Annotated in this window: 17 protein-coding genes; 16 read left to right on the top strand and 1 reads right to left on the bottom strand. The window is 49.4% G+C overall.

Features of this window, described 5'->3' with window-relative positions; translation table 11 throughout:
* Positions 1-23: 23 nt before the first annotated feature.
* The 11 genes from serC to A7K98_RS06930 all read left to right on the top strand — a co-directional run bounded on the left by serC (position 24) and on the right by A7K98_RS06930 (position 12822).
* On the top strand, positions 24-1109 hold the full coding sequence (gene serC / locus A7K98_RS06880) for a 3-phosphoserine/phosphohydroxythreonine transaminase (RefSeq protein WP_087487880.1): 1086 nt from the start codon (positions 24-26) through the stop codon (positions 1107-1109).
* A gap of 77 nt (positions 1110-1186) precedes the next feature.
* Positions 1187-2470 (top strand): 3-phosphoshikimate 1-carboxyvinyltransferase, encoded by a 1284-nt coding sequence (gene aroA, locus A7K98_RS06885; RefSeq protein ID WP_087487881.1) that lies wholly within the window; start codon positions 1187-1189, stop codon positions 2468-2470.
* Between the two features lie 209 nt (positions 2471-2679).
* Positions 2680-3363 carry a (d)CMP kinase gene (gene cmk, locus A7K98_RS06890; RefSeq protein WP_407703100.1) on the top strand — a complete coding sequence of 228 codons (684 nt, stop codon included), beginning with the start codon at positions 2680-2682 and terminating at the stop codon, positions 3361-3363.
* Positions 3364-3489: 126 nt separating this feature from the next.
* Complete coding sequence (gene rpsA / locus A7K98_RS06895) at positions 3490-5169, top strand: 30S ribosomal protein S1 (RefSeq protein ID WP_038019813.1); 1680 nt, start codon at positions 3490-3492, stop codon at positions 5167-5169.
* Between the two features lie 88 nt (positions 5170-5257).
* Complete coding sequence (ihfB, locus tag A7K98_RS06900; protein WP_038019815.1) at positions 5258-5542, top strand: integration host factor subunit beta; 285 nt, start codon at positions 5258-5260, stop codon at positions 5540-5542.
* Positions 5543-5765: 223 nt separating this feature from the next.
* Positions 5766-8018: a DNA internalization-related competence protein ComEC/Rec2 gene (locus tag A7K98_RS06905; protein WP_157665887.1), complete on the top strand. Its 2253-nt coding sequence runs from the start codon at positions 5766-5768 to the stop codon at positions 8016-8018.
* A gap of 34 nt (positions 8019-8052) precedes the next feature.
* Positions 8053-9801, top strand: a complete 1749-nt coding sequence (gene msbA / locus A7K98_RS06910) for a lipid A ABC transporter ATP-binding protein/permease MsbA (RefSeq protein ID WP_087487884.1) — start codon at positions 8053-8055, stop codon at positions 9799-9801.
* A complete protein-coding gene (gene lpxK, locus A7K98_RS06915; RefSeq protein WP_087487885.1) occupies positions 9798-10778 on the top strand; it encodes a tetraacyldisaccharide 4'-kinase in 981 nt (326 codons plus the stop codon). Before msbA ends, lpxK begins: the two co-directional genes overlap by 4 nt.
* 154 nt (positions 10779-10932) lie before the next feature.
* Positions 10933-11115 (top strand): Trm112 family protein, encoded by a 183-nt coding sequence (locus A7K98_RS06920; RefSeq protein ID WP_087487886.1) that lies wholly within the window; start codon positions 10933-10935, stop codon positions 11113-11115.
* Positions 11112-11864, top strand: a complete 753-nt coding sequence (gene kdsB, locus A7K98_RS06925) for a 3-deoxy-manno-octulosonate cytidylyltransferase (protein ID WP_087487887.1) — start codon at positions 11112-11114, stop codon at positions 11862-11864. Before A7K98_RS06920 ends, kdsB begins: the two co-directional genes overlap by 4 nt.
* Before the next feature lie 64 nt (positions 11865-11928).
* Entirely contained in the window at positions 11929-12822 is an 894-nt protein-coding gene (locus A7K98_RS06930) for a phosphotransferase (protein ID WP_087487888.1), read from the top strand.
* A 4-nt stretch (positions 12823-12826) separates the two neighbouring features.
* On the opposite strand, the gene elyC is transcribed toward A7K98_RS06930, so the two are convergent.
* Positions 12827-13582 (bottom strand): envelope biogenesis factor ElyC, encoded by a 756-nt coding sequence (gene elyC, locus A7K98_RS06935; protein WP_087487889.1) that lies wholly within the window; start codon positions 13580-13582, stop codon positions 12827-12829.
* A 124-nt stretch (positions 13583-13706) separates the two neighbouring features.
* On the opposite strand from elyC, the gene cmoM reads away from it, so the two are divergent.
* From cmoM to ldtD, 5 genes are all read left to right on the top strand, one after another.
* Entirely contained in the window at positions 13707-14492 is a 786-nt protein-coding gene (cmoM, locus tag A7K98_RS06940) for a tRNA uridine 5-oxyacetic acid(34) methyltransferase CmoM (protein WP_087487890.1), read from the top strand.
* Positions 14489-15811, top strand: coding sequence for a chromosome partition protein MukF (gene mukF, locus A7K98_RS06945; protein WP_087487891.1), 1323 nt, complete (start codon positions 14489-14491; stop codon positions 15809-15811). The genes cmoM and mukF overlap by 4 nt, the downstream gene beginning before the upstream one ends.
* Positions 15792-16517 (top strand): chromosome partition protein MukE, encoded by a 726-nt coding sequence (gene mukE, locus A7K98_RS06950; protein ID WP_087487892.1) that lies wholly within the window; start codon positions 15792-15794, stop codon positions 16515-16517. The genes mukF and mukE overlap by 20 nt, the downstream gene beginning before the upstream one ends.
* Positions 16514-20968, top strand: a complete 4455-nt coding sequence (gene mukB, locus A7K98_RS06955; RefSeq protein WP_087487893.1) for a chromosome partition protein MukB — start codon at positions 16514-16516, stop codon at positions 20966-20968. Before mukE ends, mukB begins: the two co-directional genes overlap by 4 nt.
* Before the next feature lie 160 nt (positions 20969-21128).
* Complete coding sequence (gene ldtD / locus A7K98_RS06960; RefSeq protein WP_087487894.1) at positions 21129-22973, top strand: L,D-transpeptidase; 1845 nt, start codon at positions 21129-21131, stop codon at positions 22971-22973.
* Positions 22974-23062: the final 89 nt, after the last annotated feature.

A 23062-nucleotide genomic window follows, 5' to 3' on the forward strand; every position in this document is an offset into this window, starting at 1 on the left:
CGATGTAATCATGGTGAGTAGAAATGACGCAGGTGTATAATTTTAGTTCTGGTCCGGCAATGTTGCCAACAGAAGTTCTTCGTCGTGCGCAGCAGGATCTGGTCAACTGGCAAGGACTGGGCACTTCAGTAATGGAGATCAGCCATCGTAGTAAAGAATTTATTCAGGTTGCCGAAACTGCTGAGCAGGATTTCCGTGATCTGTTAAAAATCCCGTCCAACTATAAAGTTCTGTTTTGTCATGGCGGTGGCCGTGGACAGTTTGCGGCGGTACCGGGAAATTTACTGGGCGATGCCAGCCATGCAGATTATGTCGATGGTGGTTACTGGGCGCATAGTGCCGTAAAAGAAGCTGAAAAATACTGCACACCAAACGTCATTGATATCAAGGTCAATGAAGAAGGCAAAACAGCTCTGTTGCCAATGAGCCAATGGCAGCTTAACGATAATGCCGCTTACGTCCATTATTGTCCGAACGAAACTATCGATGGTACGGCGATTGATGAACAGCCGGATTTCGGTGATAAAATTGTGGTTGCCGATTTCTCGTCTACCATTCTGTCACAGCCAATTGATGTCAGCCGTTTCGGTGTCATTTACGCTGGTGCGCAAAAAAATATCGGCCCGGCAGGTCTGACGCTGGTGATTGTGCGTGAAGATCTGTTAGGTAAAGCGCGTAAAGAACTGCCTTCAATTCTGGACTACACCGTACTGGCCGAAAATAACTCGATGTTCAATACACCGCCGTCGTTTGCCTGGTATTTATCCGGACTGGTGTTCAGCTGGCTGAAAGAGCAGGGCGGCGTTGCGGCAATGGATAAACTGAACCAGCAGAAAGCCGACCTGTTGTACGGTACCATTGATCGCAGCGACTTCTATCGTAATAATGTAGCAGCCAGAAGCCGCTCACGGATGAATGTACCCTTCCAACTGGCAGATTCTGCGCTGGATAAAGTGTTCCTGGAAGAGTCTCTCAGCCAGGGACTGCATGCACTGAAAGGACACCGTGTTGTTGGCGGGATGCGTGCCTCAATCTACAATGCAATGCCTCTGGCTGGTGTTACTGCACTGACCGAATTCATGCAGGACTTTGAACGCCGCCACGGCTAAATCTGCAGGATTTTTAGGCTTTTCTGTTTACCCCGTCACCGACGGGGTTTTCATCTTTGATAAAGAGTGATTTTTACATGCCGGATTCTCTGACCTTACAACCTGTAGCCCATATCGACGGTACGGTAAATTTACCCGGCTCGAAAAGTGTGTCCAACCGCGCCCTGTTGCTGGCTGCGATGGCCAGGGGAACTACCCGTCTGACCAACCTGCTGGACAGCGATGACATCAGACATATGCTGAATGGCTTAACCCTGCTGGGTATCGACTATTCATTATCTGAAGATCGTACTGAATGCGTAGTGACCGGAATCGGCGGACCATTACATGCATCAGCACCTGTTGAACTTTTTCTTGGTAACGCAGGCACTGCCATGCGTCCACTGGCTGCCGCACTGAGCCTGGCGGAGAATGATATTGTTCTCACCGGTGAACCGCGTATGAAAGAACGGCCTATTGGTCATCTGGTCGATGCGCTTCGCCAGGGCGGAGCTGATATCAGTTATCTGGAAAATGAGGATTATCCTCCATTACGTCTGAAAGGCGGATTCCGGGGCGGGGTCATCAGCGTTGATGGTAGCGTCTCGAGTCAGTTCCTTACCGCGTTGCTGATGACCGCGCCTTTAGCCAGTGAGCAGACAACTATCACAATTAAAGGTGATCTGGTTTCTAAGCCGTATATTGATATCACTCTCAATCTGATGAAGTGTTTTGGTATTGATGTTGAAAACCAGCAATATCAGACGTTTGTGATTCAGGGCGGGCAGCAGTATCAGTCACCTGGTCATTACCTGGTCGAAGGAGATGCCTCTTCAGCCTCTTATTTCCTGGCGGCCGCAGCTATTAAAGGCGGTACGGTTCGGGTGACCGGTATTGGTCGTAACAGTGTTCAGGGCGATATCCGTTTTGCTGATGTACTGGAAAAAATGGGCGCTGTTATCGAGTGGGGAGATGATTATATTTCCTGTCGTCGGGGTACTCTCAAGGCGATAGAGATGGATATGAACCATATTCCTGATGCGGCGATGACTATTGCTACTACAGCTCTGTTTGCCGAAGGCACCACGCTGATGACCAACATTTACAACTGGCGGGTGAAAGAGACTGACCGGTTGGCAGCTATGGCAGCAGAATTGCGTAAAGTAGGGGCAACTGTCGAAGAAGGACATGATTTTATTCGTATCACTCCGGCACAAACGCTGAAGCATGCCGAAATTGAAACTTATAATGATCACCGTATCGCCATGTGTTTCTCACTGGTAGCTTTATCTGATACGCCGGTCACTATTCTTGATCCAGGATGTACTGCGAAAACATTCCCTGACTATTTCCGTCAGTTGGCAGCAATCAGCCACGATTAATCTGACGATCCGCTATTTTCTGGTCTATGGTTAGTGTGTGGGAGTGCCGGTATGATTTCATACCGGCATTTCCTGGTTTAGCGTAAAGTTCTGTTTTTTTGACCTGCTGGTGGCATAAGTCACTGCTACTTCCCGCGGGAGAGGGTATACTTAACGCCAGTGGCGTATTTCTATGCCTGAAATCCAGAGCAGCGATGAAGGAGAGATTAATGACAATGGTGCCGGTAATTACTATTGACGGTCCAAGCGGGGCCGGGAAAGGCACTCTGTGCAAAGCAATCGCTGAACAACTGCAATGGCATTTACTGGATTCCGGGGCAATTTATCGGGTGCTCGCGCTGGCGGCTTTACATCACCATGTCGATATCAGTTCAGAAGAAGCTCTGGTACCGATTGCAGCACATTTAGATGTGCGCTTTGTTCCTGCCAGGGATGAGATGCAGGTGATTCTGGAAGGCGAAGAGGTCACTCATGAAATCCGGAGTCAGGAAGTGAGTAATACAGCGTCAAAAGTTGCCGCTTTCCCCCGGGTACGTGAAGCGTTGTTACGTCGTCAGCGTGCTTTCAAAGAAGCTCCGGGATTGATTGCTGATGGCCGGGATATGGGGACAGTAGTGTTTCCGGAAGCCGCGGTTAAAATTTTTCTTGATGCCAGTGCAGAAGAAAGAGCTCAGCGACGTATGCTACAGTTGCAGGAAAAGGGCTTTAGTGTTAACTTTGAGCGCCTTTTATCTGAGATAAAAGAGCGTGATGACCGGGATCGTAATCGTGCTGTAGCACCATTGGTGCCTGCTACTGATGCGCTGGTCATTGATTCGACCGGAATGACTATTGAGCAAGTGATTGATATGTCACTGGAATATGCCAGGTCACGGTTGGAAGAACTCCGATAACTGCAACGCAAATTATCGGCCGAATGCTATACCCTCGTTCCATGGATGGTGCGGGGAATGTGAAACAACCCCATCCGACAAGAAGTCAGATGGACGTTAAATTGAAGAATCCTGAAGATTATCAATATGACTGAATCTTTTGCTCAACTCTTTGAAGAGTCCCTGAAAGAAATCGAAACCCGTCCGGGTTCCATCGTTCGTGGTGTTGTTGTTGCTATCGACAAAGACATCGTCCTGGTTGATGCGGGCCTGAAATCTGAATCTGCAATTCCTGCAGAGCAGTTCAAAAACGCAGCTGGCGAACTGGAAATCCAGGTAGGCGACGAAGTTGACGTAGCCCTCGATGCTGTAGAAGACGGCTTCGGTGAAACTCTGCTGTCCCGTGAGAAAGCTAAACGTCACGAAGCTTGGATCACGCTGGAAAAAGCGTATGAAGAAGCTGAAACTGTTACCGGTATTATCAACGGCAAAGTCAAGGGCGGCTTCACTGTTGAGCTGAACGGTATTCGTGCGTTCCTGCCAGGTTCACTGGTTGATGTACGTCCTGTCCGCGATACTCTGCACCTGGAAGGCAAAGAGCTTGAATTCAAAGTAATCAAGCTTGATCAGAAACGTAACAACGTCGTGGTTTCACGTCGTGCAGTTATCGAATCTGAAAACAGTGCTGAACGTGATCAACTGCTGGAAAACCTGCAGGAAGGCATGGAAGTTAAAGGTATCGTTAAGAACCTTACTGACTACGGTGCATTCGTTGATCTGGGTGGTGTTGACGGCCTGCTGCATATCACTGATATGGCGTGGAAACGTGTTAAACACCCAAGCGAAATTGTCAACGTTGGCGACGAAATCACTGTTAAAGTGCTGAAATTCGACCGTGAACGTACTCGTGTGTCTCTGGGCCTGAAACAGCTGGGCGAAGATCCATGGGTTGCTATCGCTAAGCGTTACCCTGAAGGTACTCGTCTGACTGGTCGTGTGACTAACCTGACTGACTACGGCTGCTTCGTTGAAATCGAAGAAGGCGTTGAAGGCCTGGTTCACGTTTCAGAAATGGACTGGACTAACAAAAACATTCATCCGTCTAAAGTTGTTAACGTGGGCGATGTTGTTGAAGTTATGGTTCTGGACATCGACGAAGAACGTCGTCGTATCTCCCTGGGTCTGAAGCAGTGTAAATCTAACCCATGGCAGCAGTTCGCAGAGACCCACAACAAAGGCGATCGCGTTGAAGGTAAAATCAAGTCAATCACTGACTTTGGTATCTTCATCGGCCTGGACGGTGGTATCGACGGTCTGGTTCACCTGTCAGACATCTCCTGGAACGCGACCGGCGAAGAAGCTGTTCGTGAGTACAAAAAAGGCGACGAAATCGCTGCCGTTGTACTGCAGGTTGATGCAGAACGTGAGCGTATCTCTTTAGGCGTTAAACAACTGGCTGAAGATCCTTTCAACAACTACATCACCCTGAACAAAAAAGGCGTGATCGTAACTGGTAAAGTTACTGCAGTTGACGCGAAAGGTGCTACAGTTGAGTTAGCTGACGGCGTTGAAGGTTACCTGCGCGCTTCTGAAGCTTCACGCGACCGTATTGAAGATGCAACTCTGGTTCTGAATGTTGGCGACGAAGTTGAAGCTAAATTCACCGGTGTTGATCGTAAAAACCGTGTTGTTAGCCTGTCTGTCCGTGCGAAAGACGAAGCTGACGAGAAAGATGCAATCGCAACTGTTAACAACAAACAGTCTGACGAAGGCAGCTTCTCTAACGCAATGGCTGAAGCGTTCAAAGCAGCATCTAAAGGCGAGTAATTGCCTGAAATGACGGACAACGATGTATCATCGTTGTCCGGTCAGGTCAGCTGTCAAATGTTCCATAAAGGAATTAACCGGAGGATTCATGACTAAGTCAGAGTTGATCGAACGCCTTGCCAGCCAGCAGACACATATTCCGGCCAAGGCTGTTGAAGATGCTGTAAAAGAGATGCTTGAACACATGGCATCGACCCTGGCTCAGGGTGAGCGTATCGAAATCCGGGGATTCGGCAGTTTTTCTCTGCACTATCGTGCTCCCCGTACTGGCCGTAACCCGAAAACGGGTGACAAAGTGGAACTGGAAGGTAAATACGTTCCCCACTTCAAACCAGGAAAAGAGTTACGGGATCGTGCAAACATTAGTGAATAATGTCTGAGCCTGAACTCATTGGATGCTAAAAACGATACCTTAGGGTATCGTTTTTTTTGCCTGTAATTTATTCACCCTCTGCTCTGCGAGTATTCCCTAAGCCATTTTGCTCTGTAAACAATGGCGGATTTTACTTTGAGCCACCCCCCGCAAACTGAATATTTACCACTGAGCCATTACCTGATGTTGCGACACTATATTTCTCTGACTGACAGGAGAGTATGTGAGCGCTATTTCATTTGCCTGGATTACGCCGGGAAGCCTGGTGCTGTTACTGTTTTTGCCTTCGCTGCCGGGGCCATCGATTCTGCTACTTATTGTTTTAGTCGCAGTGTTATTACTGCGGTCGAATTATCAGTGGTTATGGTTAATTGCATGGTCCGGGCTGATATTTTGCTGGGGTACCACCGTTGCCAGGCAGCAATTACAGCAGGTTGAAGAGCTGACGCTTCACCCTGTTCGCTTGGTGATCAGAGTTACTGCAATTGAAATCCACAGGCAGAGGATTAAGGTCACTATTCTCAACGCCGGGCAACAAATCAAATTTCCCACCTTATCGGCATGGCTGACTACCGGTGATTCAGTGGAGGAATTTTGTGCAGGACAGCGTTGGGAGATGCGTCTTAGATTAAGGGCTGTCCATAGTCAACTGAATGAAGGAGGCTATGATCAGCAACGTCAGGCGCTGGCAAACTATACGCCGTTGCACGGACGGGTTCTGGATAAGGTGCCACTGCAAACTCAATGCAACCTGAGACACCAAATCATTCAGCAGGTACAAGACGAAACCCGGTTGATGGAAAGTAGCGGGATATTGCAGGCACTACTTTTTGGTCTGCGGGACAGTATTCCTCCGCGCGTTAGTCAGCTGTTCCGCGATACCGGTGTTGCTCATTTAATGGCAATTTCAGGCATGCATATCGGACTTGCGGGCGGGGCAGGATGGTGGCTGGCTGTTGGTGTACAGCGTTGGTTGCCCAGCCGTTATGTCAACCGGGTGACATCACAGGCAATTAGCTGGCTGATGGCTGCAATTTACACCTGGCTGTCGGGGATGCAGCCTCCGTCATTACGTGCAATGCTGGCCGTGTCATTATGGATGGGATTCCGTCATCAGCGACTAAACATGAATAGCTGGCAGATCTGGATTTGCTGTGCAGCATTGTTGCTGTTGGCGGATCCAATGCTGATTTTGTCTGACAGTTTTTGGTTATCGATGCTGGCTGTCCTGATGCTACTGATTTGGTATCGATGGTTTAGTTTACCCCGGCGGTACAGGCGGCAACGGCGTTGGTTTATTTTACGCTTACTCCATCTGCAACTGGGAATGATGGTATTGATGTTACCTTTGCAGGCGTTGCTGTTCAGTGGTACCAGCCTGTTTGCACTCCCCGCGAATTTACTGGCTATACCGGTAATCTCTCTGCTGACATTACCTCTGGCAGGTATCGCTCTGTTGCTGACTCCGTCAGGATATTCAGCGCTGGCCTGGCAACTGGCTGATAACAGTGTGATGTTATTGTGTAATGCGCTTGAAGTTCTGCCCTCCGGCTGGCTGACCATCAGCGATGCCTGGTTGTGGAGTGGACTGATCTGGGGTGGTCTGCTATTTGTCCGTGCGGGTGGATATGCCGGCTTTAAAATGTCGGGTATGGCAGCCTTGCTGAGTTGCTTGTTGTGGCGTTTTCACGGTTCATCAGAATTGTGGCGGGTGGATATGCTTGATGTAGGGCATGGGCTGGCAGTAGTGATAAGCCAGCAGCATGAGGCGGTGATTTATGATACCGGAAATCGCTGGCAGCATTCGGATGCAGGGCAGAGGTTGATTATTCCCTGGCTGTTACACCGGCAACTGGATCTGAAACAAATAATTATCAGCCACCGGCATCTTGACCACTATGGCGGGCTTAGCAGCATAAAACAACGCTGGCCAGGAGTGCCTTTGCGGACCGCCCTGGGCAGACCACAACATCTCCCCTGTTTCAGAGGGGAAAACTGGCAATGGAAAAAACTGAAGTTTACCGTGTTATGGCCACCCGTCGGGCAAAACCGGGGGCAAAATGATGATTCCTGTGTTTTGAAAGTGAGTGACGGGCGTATAAGCCTGCTTCTGACCGGTGATATTGAAGGGCGGGCAGAAAAACAGCTGGTCAAACTGGAAAAAGAACAGCTGCGATCAACATTTATTCAGGTGCCTCACCACGGCAGTAATACATCATCAGTACCTGTGTTACTGAGAAGAGTAAACGGCGAACTGGCAATGGCCTCTCTGGCCCGCTATAACAGCTGGAGAATGCCATCTTCGGCAGTGGTCGGGCGTTATCGTCATGCCGGTTTTCGCTGGCTGGATACTGCGGTTTCAGGACAGATATCTGTGATAATTTATAAAGATAGCTATCAGGTTTTAGAAATGCGCGAACAAATTTTCCCGCGCTGGTATCATCAGTGGTTTGGCGTGAAAGCCGAATCCAGGTAGAATAAGCCGCAATCTCTAACAACGTGAAGAAATAATGCATCCAGATAAAGATCTCTCAACGTGGCAAACATTCCGCAGGCTCTGGCCACTCATCGCACCACACAAAGCAGGACTCTTTGTGTCGGCTGTTGCTCTGATACTGAATGCTGCAGGCGATACCCTGATGTTATCGTTACTCAAACCCTTACTTGATGATGGTTTTGGCAAAGCCGATAAATCAGTGCTGATATGGATGCCTTTAGCCGTTATTGGTCTGATGCTGATCCGTGGTGTTACCAGTTATATTTCAAGCTACTGCATTTCCTGGGTTTCCGGGAATGTTGTGATGGCTATGCGCCGTCGGTTGTTCTCTCATATGATGGGAATGCCGGTTGCGTTTTTCGATCAGCAATCGACCGGTACCTTATTATCACGTATCACTTATGATTCTGAACAAGTCGCTTCGTCATCGTCCAGTGCTCTGGTTACGGTAGTCCGTGAAGGCGCATCCATTATCGGCTTGTTTGTGATGATGTTTTACTACAGCTGGCAGTTATCTTTGATTCTTATTGTGCTGGCTCCGGTTGTCTCTGTAGCGATACGAATGGTCTCTAAACGTTTTCGTGGCATCAGTAAAACCATGCAGAATACTATGGGGCAGGTGACGACCAGTGCGGAACAGATGCTGAAAGGGCACAAAGAAGTATTGATTTTTGGTGGCCAGGAAGTAGAAACCAAGCGCTTTGATGTGGTCAGTAACCGCATGAGGCAGCAGGGGATGAAACTGGTATCAGCATCCTCAATTTCTGACCCGATTATTCAGCTTATCGCTTCGTTGGCACTGGCATTTGTTCTGTATGCCGCCAGTTATCCCGGAGTAATGGAAACACTGACCGCAGGTACAATTACGGTCGTGTTCTCTTCTATGATAGCTTTAATGCGTCCGTTAAAATCGCTGACCAACGTCAATGCTCAGTTTCAGCGCGGTATGGCGGCCTGCCAGACACTGTTCACCATCCTGGATTCTGAACAGGAAGTGGATACCGGGACTCGCGTGGTAGAGCGGGCTGAAGGTGATATTGAGTTCCGTCATGTGACATTCAGTTATCCTGGTCGCGAAATTCCGGCACTGCGTGATATCTCCATGAAATTACCTGCAGGTAAAACAGTGGCTCTGGTGGGGCGTTCCGGTTCGGGCAAATCAACTATCGCCAGCCTGTTAACCCGATTTTATGATATTCAGTCCGGGGAGATTACGCTGGATGGCCATGATCTGCGGGAATACACACTGCATTCATTACGTGATCAGGTTGCGTTAGTTTCTCAGAATGTCCACTTATTCAATGACACCATCGCGAATAATATCGCTTATGCCCGTGAATCTAAGTACAGCCGTGAGGAAATAGAGAAAGTCGCTAAAATGGCTCATGCGATGGACTTTATTAACAAAATGGAGCATGGACTGGATACTGTGATCGGCGAAAATGGGGTGCTGTTATCCGGTGGTCAGCGTCAGCGTATTGCTATCGCACGCGCTCTGTTACGTGACTGCCCGGTACTGATTCTGGACGAAGCAACGTCAGCACTGGATACTGAATCTGAGAGGGCAATTCAGGCAGCTCTGGATGAACTGCAAAAGAACCGTACTTCATTGGTTATTGCTCACCGGTTATCAACCATCGAGAAAGCGGATGAAATTGTCGTTGTTGAGGATGGCAGAATCATTGAACGCGGCACTCACTCGGCGTTACTGGAAAAAAGTGGTACCTATGCTCAACTCCATAAAATGCAGTTTGGTCAATGATCGATAAGCTGTGGAGTGGTAAATCAGGGTGGTGGCGGTTGCTGCTACCCTTTTCATTTTTGTATGGTGCCATCAGCGGATTAATTCGCCTGAGTTATATTAAAGGCTGGCGAAAAAGCTGGCGCGCCCCGGTACCAGTAGTCGTTGTGGGTAATCTCACGGCTGGCGGAAATGGTAAGACTCCTGTCGTTATCTGGCTGGTTGAACAGCTGCAGGCCAGGGGGCTTAACGCCGGCGTCGTGTCACGCGGTTATGGCGGGAAAGCTGCTCATTATCCTCTGCTACTTGATGAACATACTACTACGGCTGAAGCCGGAGATGAGCCGGTGTTAATTTTCCAGCGAACTGGTGCTCCGGTGGCCGTTGCCCCCCGTCGGGCTGATGCCGTTGCTGCATTACTTCACTCCGCAACGATTGATGTCATTGTTACCGATGATGGTCTGCAACATTACGCATTGCAGCGGGATATTGAGATAGTCGTGGTTGATGGCGTCAGGCGTTTTGGTAATGGCTGGTGGTTACCCGCCGGACCGATGAGAGAACGGGAATCAAGATTACGCGACGTTAATGCAGTGATCATTAACGGTGGTCATGCCGGACCGGGCGAGATCAGCATGCAGCTTGTTGCTGGTGAGGCCGTTAACCTGCTAAGTGGTGAGAGGCGGTCTCTGTCCGAATTTTCCCGGGTTGTAGCGATGGCTGGCATTGGACATCCTCCGCGATTTTTCGCCACTCTCAGGTCAATGGGGGTCGTCCCGCAGGCTGAAATTGCTTTTGCTGACCATCATGCATATAGCGCTGAAGAACTGGCACAATTACAGACGAACGATCAGCAGCTGTTGATGACCGAAAAAGATGCCGTCAAATGCCGTAGCTTTGCCCGCGATGACTGGTGGTATTTGCCGGTTACAGCACAGCTCTTTGGTGATTCTGTCGAGCCACTGCTGGAAAAAATTACCCGTCTCTGTCGGTCATAACATCCCTTTTTAACGATTACCCCACCAATCATCAGCTCTGAAGCGGGGGGATTTTATCTCCTCCCGAAATCCTGTTAACGACAAACAATGTCTCCTGTGTGGGTGGCTGTGGTATGCTAATCAGCTGCACCCTGCGGTCCGTGATGGAGGAAATATGGATCACCGTTTACTTGAAATAGTGGCATGCCCTGTCTGCAATGGTAAGTTGCAATTTAACCAACAATTACAGGAACTGACCTGTAAAGCGGATGGCTTAGCCTACCCCGTTCGTGACGGAATTCCGGTTTTACTGGAATACGAAGCCCGTTCTCTGACTGCGGAAGAGAGTCTGCCATGAGTTTTGTGGTCATCATCCCGGCGCGTTATGCTTCAACACGGTTGCCCGGCAAACCGCTGGTGGATATTAATGGTCAGCCGATGGTTGTTCATGTATTGCAGAAAGCCCTGGCTTCGGGAGCATCAAGAGTCATTGTGGCTACTGATCACCCGGACGTTGCTGCTGCGGTGACAGCAGTTGGCGGCGAAGTTTGTATGACCCGTGAAGACCATCATTCAGGCACTGAACGCCTGGCTGAAGTTATCGGGAAGTATGAATTTTCTGATGATACGATTATCGTTAATGTTCAGGGTGATGAACCACTTGTCCCGCCAGTAATTATCCGTCAGGTGGCGGATAATCTGGCAAAAGCGACCTCCGGTATGGCGACATTGGCCGTCCCGATAGCTGATGCGGAAGAAGCATTCAACCCAAATGCAGTAAAAGTTGTCACCGATCATCAGGGTTACGCACTCTATTTTTCCAGGGCGACGATCCCCTGGGATCGCCAGCGGTATGAGCATTCCCGCGAACAGGCAGGGGATACTTTGCTACGGCATATTGGTATTTATGCTTACCGGGCCGGCTTTATCAGACGTTACATCAGCTGGCAGCCTTGTGCACTGGAGCAAATTGAATTACTGGAACAGCTTCGTGTGCTTTGGTATGGCGAAAAGATTCATGTCGATGTAGCTATAGAAACGCCACAAGTGGGTGTCGATACACCGCATGACCTGCAACGTGTACGTGAAATTCTGACCAGTAAGTAATCTGTGGTGTCAACGGGTAGCGAAACGGTATCCGCTGTCTGGCAGTCAGTTTTCAGGAGGTAACATGGAACTGTTAAAATCAGAGCTTAGTCTTATCCTCGGTGAATCGGTCAGCAGAGTCGAGACCCTGAACTGCCAGCCACAGTCCTGCCTGTATGCACTCTATGATCAATCCGGGCAGGCAATGCCCATGGCCGTCCGTTATTTTTCTCAGCCAGGTCTGGCTGAACAGGAAGCCAGGAAACTGATGTTGTTACGCCAGAAGGGAACAGTTCATGTACCCACTGTTTATGGCGTCGTCCTCAGTGAAAGACCTCCTTTTCACGAATTACTACTGGTGGAACGATTAGGCGGAATTTCTGCGGAAGTCCCGACCCATTCGGCCCCGCAATGGGAATTCCTCGAACAGCAAATTATTGATGGCCTGTCATCCTGGCACAGCCAGACTGCTGACGGCATGAGTGGCTACATTGACAGCAGTCAGAATCTGAGCTGGCCGGACTGGTATTTTCAGTACACTTCAGTACTTTTTTCATTGTTACAGCAAAAACAGCCTTCAGTCCTTTCCGCGGAAGATTTGCAAATTTTACACCGGACGCAGGTCCGACATGATGATTTATTTGCCGATCTTAGTCAGCCAAATGTAATGATTCACGGTAATCTCGAATTAAAGAATATTATCAAAGATTCGCATACTGACCGGTTACTTGCCATGGTTCAGCCTGGCAGAATACTCTGGGCACCAGCTGAGTATGAATTGTTTCGGCTGTGGACAGAGGCTGCCGGCCAGAGTTTGATCCTTGCTTATCGTCAACGCTATCCACTGGATGAAGGGTTTATCTGGCGTTGCGCCTTATACCGGTTATGGCATGAAGCTGAGCAGGTGGTGTACAACCGGCCATTTTCTGCCCGGTTGTTTGCACAAGCCAAAACTGATCTTCTCCCCTGGCTCGGCTGATGGCCTAACCGGTCAGCTTCTGCCACCATCCGCCCAGTGTTTCGTACCAGGCTCGTTCACTGTGCGAAAGCCATAGTGCAGAAGGTGTTATCCTTTCCCAAAAGTTTAACGGACTGTTGATCGCGAGCTGGTTGGCGGGCGCGGGGAAGGGGTGTAATCCCTGACGTTGGAAAAATATCATGGCCCTTGGTAAGTGGTTCGCCGAGGTCACCAGCAGCAGGGAGTGGTTGCCTACCACATTTTTTACTGCGGCAGCTTCCTCCGCTGTATCTTTAGGCTGATCCAACTCGATGATATCGGTGGCCGGAACACCCAGTGACATAGCGACTTCAGCAGCAACACTGGCATTGCTACGAGGATTCCCCCCGGCCTTTGCCCCTGTGAAAATTAATTTTGCCCCCGGGCTGAGACGCCATTGACGGACCCCTTCTGCCACCCGTGGCAGGCTGTTACCAATCAGGTTCGATCCTGGCGCCCACTGTGGATTCCAGGTGTAGCCACCCCCTAAAACCACGATATAATCAACCGGCTGATTTCCCTGCCAGGTGGGATAATGATCCTCCAGTGGGGCAAGTAATCGATCAGCAACAGGCTGCAGGCTTAATAGCAATAAAATCAGCCAACTGGCCGAAATCATTATTTTGGCTGTTTTTTGCCGCCGGGTGAACCAGAGTAATAACAGCCCACAGGCCATGAACAGGATGATGATCGGCAAGGGAGATAACAGTGCGCCAATCAATTTTTTAACTATAAACAGCATAAATATCACCAGTTTTGTCTGAAAAAACAGCAGCCGGTCGCGATCTCAGGGATGAAAGCTACATTCTTGCAAGAGCTGTGACAAAATAGCATATTTCGTTTCACCACCCGCTCGGAGCTTTAGCATGAAGGATCGTAATTTCGATGATCTTGCGGAGAAATTTACTCAAAATATTTACGGTACCGCGAAAGGTCAAATCCGTCAGGCAATTCTTTGGGATGAACTGAATGTTATATTAGCGAATCTTCCACAGCGAGCATTATCGGTGGTGGATGCTGGTGGTGGTGTCGGGCAAATTTCCAGCAAGCTGGCATTACAGGGGCACAACGTCCTGTTAGGTGATGTTTCTGAAGAGATGCTGAAGCGTGCTGAAGAGCATGCCAGGCTGCTGGGTGCCGACAATAATATGGTTTTTAAACAAATGCGGGCTCAGGATATCGCTGACCATTTGGTTAAGCCCGCGGATCTGGTATTGTTTCATGCTGTGCTGGAATGGATCGCGGAACCTGAACTGACGCTAAAGGCATTATATGACGCGTTAACCCCCGGAGGGATATTGTCGCTTATGTTTTATAATCTTCATGGACTGACGATGCAGAATCTGACGCTGGGTAATTTTGGCTATCTGCGTGCAGATATGAAAAAGCGCAAGAAGAAAACGTTGTCGCCGGATTATCCCCGCGATCCACAGCAGGTCTATGGTTGGCTGACTGACTGCGGATTTACCATTGAACAGCGGGCAGGAATCCGGGTGTTCAGTGATTTTATTCGTGATATGCCACCCAGTGCTAATGGTTTTGATGGGATCCTCGAAATGGAGCGCCGGTTCTGCCGTCAGGAACCTTTTTTGAGCCTGGGCCGGTATATTCATGTCACAGCGCGTAAACCTCTGCAAAAGGATCAATTATGAGTGATTTCTCCCAGACGATCCCGGAGTTGGTTTCCTGGGCCCGTACCAGCGATTTTTCTATATCGCTGCCGACGGAGCGTCTGGCTTTCCTGCTGGCGATCGCGACACTGAACGGCGAAAGGATGGATGGTGAACTGAGTGAAGGTGAACTGATTGATGGCTTCCGCCATGTCAGTAAAGCCTTTGAACAAACCAGTGAAACAGTTCAAGCCAGAGCGAATAACGCAATTAATGATATGGTAAAACAGCGATTATTAAATCGCTTTACCAGCGAACAGGCTGATGGCCATGCGATCTACCGTCTGACCCCGTTGGGGATTGGAATTACCGATTATTATATTCGCCAGCGTGAATTCTCAACGCTGCGTCTGTCAATGCAACTGTCAATTGTTGCCAATGAACTGAAACGGGCCGCCGATGCTGCCGAAGAGAATGGCGACGAATTTCACTGGCATCGAAATGTGTTTGCACCGCTTAAGTATTCAGTGGCAGAGATTTTCGACAGCATTGATTTGACTCAGCGTACTATGGATGAACAGCAGCAGGGCGTTAAAGACGATATTGCCGCTTTGCTGAATAAAGACTGGCGGGCTGCTATTTCCAGCTGTGAATTATTACTTTCCGAAACTTCCGGTACCTTGCGTGAACTGCAGGATACGCTGGAAGCCGCCGGTGATAAATTGCAGGCCAGTCTGATGCGTATTCAGGATGCGACACTTAACAGCCCGGATTTGGGGTTTGTCGATAAACTGGTGTTTGATTTGCAGAGCAAATTAGACCGTATTACCAGTTGGGGCCAACAGGCAATTGACCTGTGGATTGGCTATGACCGCCATGTTCATAAGTTCATCCGAACTGCCATCGATATGGACAAAAACCGGGTTTTTGCCCAGCGTTTGCGCCAGTCTGTTCAAAATTATTTTCAGTCTCCGTGGGCTTTGACCTATGCAAATGCTGAACGTCTGTTTGATACCCGTGAAGATGAACTGGCCTTACGAAATGAAGAGGTCACCGGAGAATTACCGGCGGAGCTGGAGTTTGAAGAATTTAATGAAATCAGAGAACAACTGGCAGCAATGATTGAAGAAGCATTGCGTATCTATAAACAGCAGGCTATTCCCCTGAATCTGGCCGATGTCATGAGAGAATATCTGGCGCAGTATCCACGGGCGCGGCATTTTGATTTAGCGCGAATTGTTATCGATCAGGCCGTACGGTTAGGTGTTTCCGAAGCTGACTTAGCAGGACTGCCTGCTGTGTGGCAAATTATAAATGATTACGGAGCCAAGGTGCAGGCACATGTCATCGACAAATATTGAACAAGTGATGCCGGTAAAACTGGCACAGGCACTGGCTAACCCGATTTTTCCGGCACTGGACAGTCAACTGAGAGCAGGCCGGCATATTGGTTTTGAAGAATTAGACAATCATGCCTTTTTAATGGATTTTCAGGGTGAATTTGAAGAATTCTATGCCCGTTACCACGTGGAGTTGATTCGTGCTCCGGAAGGGTTCTTTTATCTGCGACCACGTTCCACTACGCTGATTTCCCGATCTGTGATGTCTGAACTGGATATGATGGTCGGAAAAATTCTTTGTTATCTGTACCTTAGCCCAGAGCGGCTGGCCAATGAAGGTATCTTTACTCAGCAGGAACTGTACGACGAGTTGTTATCGCTGGCCGATGAGTCGAAACTGCTGCGTTTCGTTAACCAGCGTTCAACCGGTTCTGATTTTGATCGGGCGAAATTACAGGAAAAGGTGCGTGCCTCACTCAACCGCCTGCGCAGACTGGGTATGGTCTGGTTTATGGGGAATGATAACAGTAAGTTTCGGATTATGGAGTCAGTATTCCGTTTTGGTGCTGAGGTTCGAAGTGGTGATGAACCACGTGAAGCACAGTTGCGTTTAATCCGTGACGGAGAAGGTGTTTCGCTCGAGCAGCGGGATACAGCCAGTCAGACAGAAGCAGAAAATGAGATCAGTGATGATGCCGCTGACAGCGGGGAGGATGACGAGGAATGATTGAACGTGGAAAGTTTCGATCGCTAACGTTGATTAACTGGAACGGCTTTTTTGCCCGGACCTTTGATCTTGACGATATGGTGACCACGCTGTCCGGGGGAAATGGTGCGGGTAAATCGACCACCATGGCTGCCTTTATTACCGCCTTAATTCCTGATCTGACATTGCTGCATTTCAGAAATACAACTGAAGCGGGAGCCACCAGTGGCTCACGCGATAAGGGTTTGCACGGTAAATTGCGTGCCGGGGTTTGTTATGCGGTGCTGGATGTCGTTAATTCCCGTGGGCAGCGTTCTGTCGTGGGAGTGCGCTTACAACAAATCTCAGGGCGTGATAAGAAAGTCGATATTAAAGCTTTTAGTGTCCATGACTTGCCTGAGTCGGTTGCTCCGACCGAATTGCTGACTGAAATAGTTAACAGCCGCCAGGCTAAAGTACTGCCTCTTAATGAAGTGAAAGAGCGACTGGATGCACTGGAAGACGTAACTTTCCGTCAGTATAACTCTGTAACTGACTATCACAGCATGATGTTTGAGCAGGGAATTGTGGCGCGTCGCCTTCGTACTCAGGGAGATCGCAGCAAATATTACCGTCTTATTGAAGCCTCATTGTATGGCGGGATCTCCAGTGCGATAACCCGTTCACTGCGTGATTACCTGTTACCTGAAAACGGCGGTGTGCGTAAAGCATTCCAGGATATGGAAGCGGCTCTGCGCGAAAACCGTATGACACTGGAAGCGATACGTGTCACTCAGTCAGATCGTAATCTGTTTAAGCATCTGATCACCGAAGCGACCGATTATGTCGCCGCGGATTATATGCGGCATGCCAATGAGCGCCGTATTCATCTGGATGGTGCTCTGTTACTGAGAAATGAATTGTTCACCGGGCGTAAAGAGCTGGCCAGTGGGCAATACCGGCATGTCGAAATGGCCCGGGAGCTTTCAGAGCATTCAGCAGCAGAAGGATCTCTGGAATCCGATTACCAGGCGGCAAGTGATCATCTGAATCTGGTTCAGACTGCGGTGCGTCAGCAGGAAAAAATTGAGCGTTACGAAAGTGAGCTTGAAGAACTGACCTTCCGTCTGGAAGAACAAAATGAAGTCGTGGCGGAAGCGGAAGAGATCTTTGAAGATAATCAGCAACGATCTGAAGCTGCTGAGCTCGAGGTTGATGAACTGAAGAGCCAGCTGGCCGACTTCCAGCAAGCACTGGATGTTCAGCAAACCCGTGCTATTCAGTATCAGCAGGCTATTCAGGCACTGCAGCGCGCCCGCGAACTTTGTCAAATCCCTGACTTATCACTGGAGAGTGCTGAAGAGTGGCAGGAGCGCTTCAGTGCCCGTGAAGAGGAGGCGACCAGCCAGTTACTGTCGCTTGAACAAAAACTGAGTGTGGCTGAAGCAGCCCACAGTCAGTTTGAACAGGCACTGGAACTGGTCACCCAAATTTCTGGTCCCGTGAGCCGTCACGATGCCTGGCAAACCGGGCGGGAAATTGTCCGTGAGGCAGCGACCCAACGACATTATGCGGATCAGCTTTCTTCACTCCGGCTGCGACTGGCGGAACTTGAGCAGCGGTTACGTGAACAAAATGAAGCCGAGCGTTTGCTGGCTGATTTCTGTAAAAGTCAGGGACAGCAATATGATGCCGATGCGCTGGAAGGGTTGCACCGTGAGCTGGAAGCACAGATTGAAGCCTTATCTGAAACCGTAGCTAATGCCGGAGAACAGCGGTTATCTCTGCGCCAGACTCTGAGTCAGATTCGGGAAAAGATCACGTCTCTGACCAGCAAAGCACCACACTGGCTGGCAGCGCAGGAAATACTGACCCAGTTAAGCGAGCAAACCGGCCAGGCATTAACCAATAGCCAGCAGGTTACGGGTTACATGCAACAGTTGCTGGAACGTGAGCGCGAAACGACGGTTGAACGTGATGCCGTTGCCGCGAAAAAGCGTGAAGCAGAGCAACAAATCGAACGTCTCAGCCAGCCAGGCGGTGCCGAAGATGCACGCCTTAACCAGCTGGCAGAGAAATTTGGCGGTGTTTTATTATCTGAGATCTATGATGACGTAACACTGGATGATGCTCCGTATTTCTCGGCATTATACGGCCCGTCACGCCATGCCATTGTGGTCCCGGATTTATCTCTGGTTCAGGAACAGTTGTCCGGTCTGGAAGATTGCCCTGAGGATCTTTACCTGATTGAAGGTGATCCACAGTCATTTGATGACAGTGTATTCAGCGTCGATGAGCTGGAAGGCGCGGTTATTGTTAAGGTGGCTGATCGTCAGTGGCGTTATTCCCGTTTCCCTAAAGTACCGTTGTTTGGCAGAGCAGCCAGGGAAAATCAGCTGGAATTACTGCATAACGAACGTGAAAAACTGGCCGAAACTTATGCCACATTATCTTTCGATGTCCAGAAAACCCAGAGGCTGCATCAGTCGTTCAGCCGTTTCATCGGCAGCCATCTGGCGATTGCCTTTGAGCAGGATCCTGAGGAACAAATTCGTCAGCTGAACAGCCAGCGCATTGATATTGAGCGTTCACTGAATCAGCATGAAAATGAGACCGTTCAGCAACGCCAGCAGTATGAAGCTGCAAAAGAGGGGGTTGCCCGCCTGAACCGGTTGCTGCCGCGGGTCAGCCTGCTGCAGGATGAAACACTGGCAGATCGTTGTGAAGAAATTCGTGAACATGTTGAAGAAGCACAGGAAGCTTCCCGTTATCTTCATCAGCACGCCAGCAAAATCACTAAACTGGAAACTTTGTTACCGGTTCTGCAAAGTGATCCTCAGCAGCATGCACAGTTACAGGCTGATTATCAGACAGCGCAACAGAAGCAACGGGAATATCGTCAGCAGTCATTTGCGCTGACGGAAGTTCTGCAACGCCGCGCCCATTTCAGCTATGCCGACTCCGGCAGCATGCTGGATGGTAATAGTGATCTCAGTAACAAATTGCGTAAGCAGCTGGAACAGGCCGAAGGTGAACGTGCCCAGGCCAGAGAGAAACTTCGGGAACATCAGTCTGTACTGACTCAATATTCCCGTGTACTGGCTTCTCTGAAAAGCTCCTACGATGCCAAAAAAGACATGCTCCGTGAATTACATCAGGAGATGCAGGATATCGGTGTGGCTGCGGATACCAGTGCAGAAGAGCGCTCCAGATTGCGTCGTGATGAGTTGTATAACCAGTTAAGCCATAACAGGGCCCGCCGTAATCAACTGGAAAAACAAATCACTTTCTGTGAAGCCGAAATGGATGCCTTACAGAAAAGGTTACGTAAACTGGAACGTGACTATGCGCAAAACCGGGAGCAGGTTGTCCGTGCCAAGGCCGGATGGTGCAATGTTATGCGGCTGGTCAAAGACAACGGTATTGAACGTCGTCTGCACCGTCGTGAGCTGGCGTATCTGAGTGGTGATGAACTGCGCTCAATGTCAGATAAGGCACTCGGAGCATTGCGTCTGGCGGTCGCCGACAATGAACATCTGCGTGATGTATTGCGATTGTCGGAAGACCCGAAATATCCGGAACGTAAGATCCGCTTCTTTATTGCGGTGTATCAGCATCTTCGCGAGCGTATTCGCCAGGATATCATTCGTACTGATGATCCGGTTGAAGCGATCGAACAGATGGAAATCGAGCTGAATCGCCTGACTGAAGAACTGACTGCCCGTGAACAAAATCTGGCAATCAGCTCACGTAGTGCAGCGAATATTATTCGTAAGACTATTCAGCGTGAACAGAATCGTATTCGTCAACTTAACCAGGGGCTGCAGGCCGTGAGTTTTGGCCAGGTCAATAGCGTTCGTCTGAACGTTAATGTTCGTGAAGCCCACTCTGTGTTACTTGAGACTTTAGCCAGCGATCACGAGCAGCATCAGGATCTGTTTAACAGCCAGCGTCTGACATTTTCAGAAGCACTGGCAAAACTTTACCAGCGCCTGAATCCGCAGATTGACCTTGGACAACGCACACCGCAAGTGATTGGCGAGGAATTGCTGGACTACCGTAACTATCTGGAAATGGAAGTTGAAGTTAACCGTGGTTCTGATGGATGGCTACGGGCAGAGAGTGGTGCATTGTCCACCGGGGAAGCTATCGGTACCGGGATGTCAATTCTGGTTATGGTAGTTCAGAGCTGGGAAGAAGAGTCACGTCGTTTGCGCGGCAAAGATATTTCTCCTTGCCGGTTGCTGTTCCTGGATGAAGCAGCACGTCTTGATGGCCGTTCGATTGCAACACTGTTTGAACTCTGTGAACGTCTGGACATGCAACTGGTGATTGCTGCCCCGGAAAATATTAGTCCGGAGAAAGGCACGACCTATAAACTGGTACGTAAAGTCATTAATAATACGGAGCATGTGCATGTGGTCGGTTTAAGGGGATTTGGTCCTGAACCTTCAGCGGCGACACCTCCGGCCGGACAGTTGACAGAGAGTTAACTGAAGGTTGCCGGGTTCAGTGAATCCGGAAATTAATTAACATAAAACGGCATTTGTTTTTCAGCAAATGCCGTTTTATTGTTTAAACTGAATGTGATAGTGCGAAAATTCTAAGTCTGGACTACTGTTGTTGCTTACGGTAAGACATAAGGGGTCAGGGATGTTGAAAAATGGTCATAAATTCAGGCCTTTATTATTAATCTGCGGGCTGTCATTAGCATTGATGCCTGGTTCATCACTTTTGGCAGCACAAGGGATGACCGGGACTGAAGTTCATCATCAGCATACAAATCTCCATGCGCCGGCAGAAAGCTTTAGCGCTATTACCAGTGCTTTGCCCGGCGGGATACATCCTTACTACTTATCTGAACTTGCAGCTCTGTATCATGCGCGGCATATGCAGCCAATGTGGCAGGATCAGCAGGCAGTTGAAAGATTCCAGCAGCAGCTGGCGGAAGTCGCACTTTCTGGTGTGCAACCTCAATTCGGGCAATGGATCAGCTGGCTTTCGCGCAGTGATATTACCGGAATGCAAAGAGATCTTATTTTATCTGACGCAATGCTTGGTTATCTGCAATTTGCTGCTGAAGCGCCGATAAAAGGGGAAAGCTGGTTGTATGGCAATACTCCGTATGCGCTGGCTATGCCGCCGTCAGGACAGATATCGTTATGGCAAAGTGCTGTGAATGGCCACCGGGATGCGGCGTTTATTACCGGATTAGCTCCGCAGCACCCACAATATCTGCCAATGCAGGACGCATTGAAAAAATTACTTGCTGACCACGAGACCTGGCCGCATATGAATGGCCGGGGATCTGTCAGGCCGGGAGACAGCAGCCCGGAAATTCCGGTGCTGCGTGATATCCTGATCCGTAGCGGAATGCTGAGCGCAAATGCCTCACCAATGGATAATACACCGTCACCAGCCGTTCATCCGGTTGTTATCTCTCCTGCCGCTGCCAGCACATCATCAGCACCTGCTACACCGGCAGTTCAGAAGAGTTCTTTAGTCACAGATAGCGGTAACGGAACGCCTCCGCTGACAAGTCAGGGAACTGCACCTGTAACGCCTTCAGCTACTCCGGTTGATCCGCAAACTGTTTACAGCCCTGAACTGGTTGATGCCGTCAAACGGTTTCAGCAATGGCAGGGGCTGGCACCGGATGGTGTTATCGGGGCCCGCACTCGAGAATGGCTGAATGTCACACCACGTATGCGTGCCGGATTGCTGGCTCTTAATATGCAGCGGTTGCGTTTGCTGCCTGACGATATGCATAACGGTATTATGGTGAATATCCCTAACTTCTCGATGAATTTTTATGAAGACGGGAAAACTATTCTGCGCTCAAGGGTCATTGTCGGCCGCCCTGACAGAAAGACGCCTTTGATGCGTAGTGCGTTGAATAACGTGGTACTTAATCCGCCATGGAATGTCCCTACCAGTCTGGTCAGGGAAGATATTGTTCCTAAGGCTAAAAGCGATCCTTCTTATCTGGAAAAGCATGGTTTCACGCTATTTTCTGGCTGGAGTGCTGATTCCACCGTGGTGAATCCGGAAACGATTAACTGGACTATGGTGAACCCTGCCACTTTCCCGTACCGTATCCGCCAGTCACCTGGGCCGCAAAATGCGTTAGGTCGCTATAAATTTAATATGCCAAGTTCCGATGCTATCTATCTGCATGACACCCCAAATCACATGTTATTCCAGCGTGATATCAGGGCATTAAGCTCCGGTTGTGTCAGGATAAACAAGGCATCAGAGCTGGCGGGGCTGTTACTGCAGAATGTGGGCTGGGATGGCAGCCGGATTTCCGGTGCAATTCAACAGGGTGATACCCGTTTTGTGGCTATCCGCCACCGGATACCGGTGAATCTCTACTATCTTACTGCCTGGGTTGCCGATGATGGTAAACCGCAGTTCCGCACCGATATTTACAATTATGATAATCTGGCACGTAACGGGCAGAGCAGTGTCGGTAATGCCGGTAAATTTATTCTCTGAAGTCTGAGCTGAAGCAGTTGTCACCCTACTAAATTGTGATGGTGGCTACTGTTTCAGTTTTTTATTTCAGGTATTGAGCATTTATTGCC

This window comes from Tatumella citrea, assembly GCF_002163585.1.
GTDB classification, from domain to species: domain Bacteria; phylum Pseudomonadota; class Gammaproteobacteria; order Enterobacterales; family Enterobacteriaceae; genus Tatumella; species Tatumella citrea.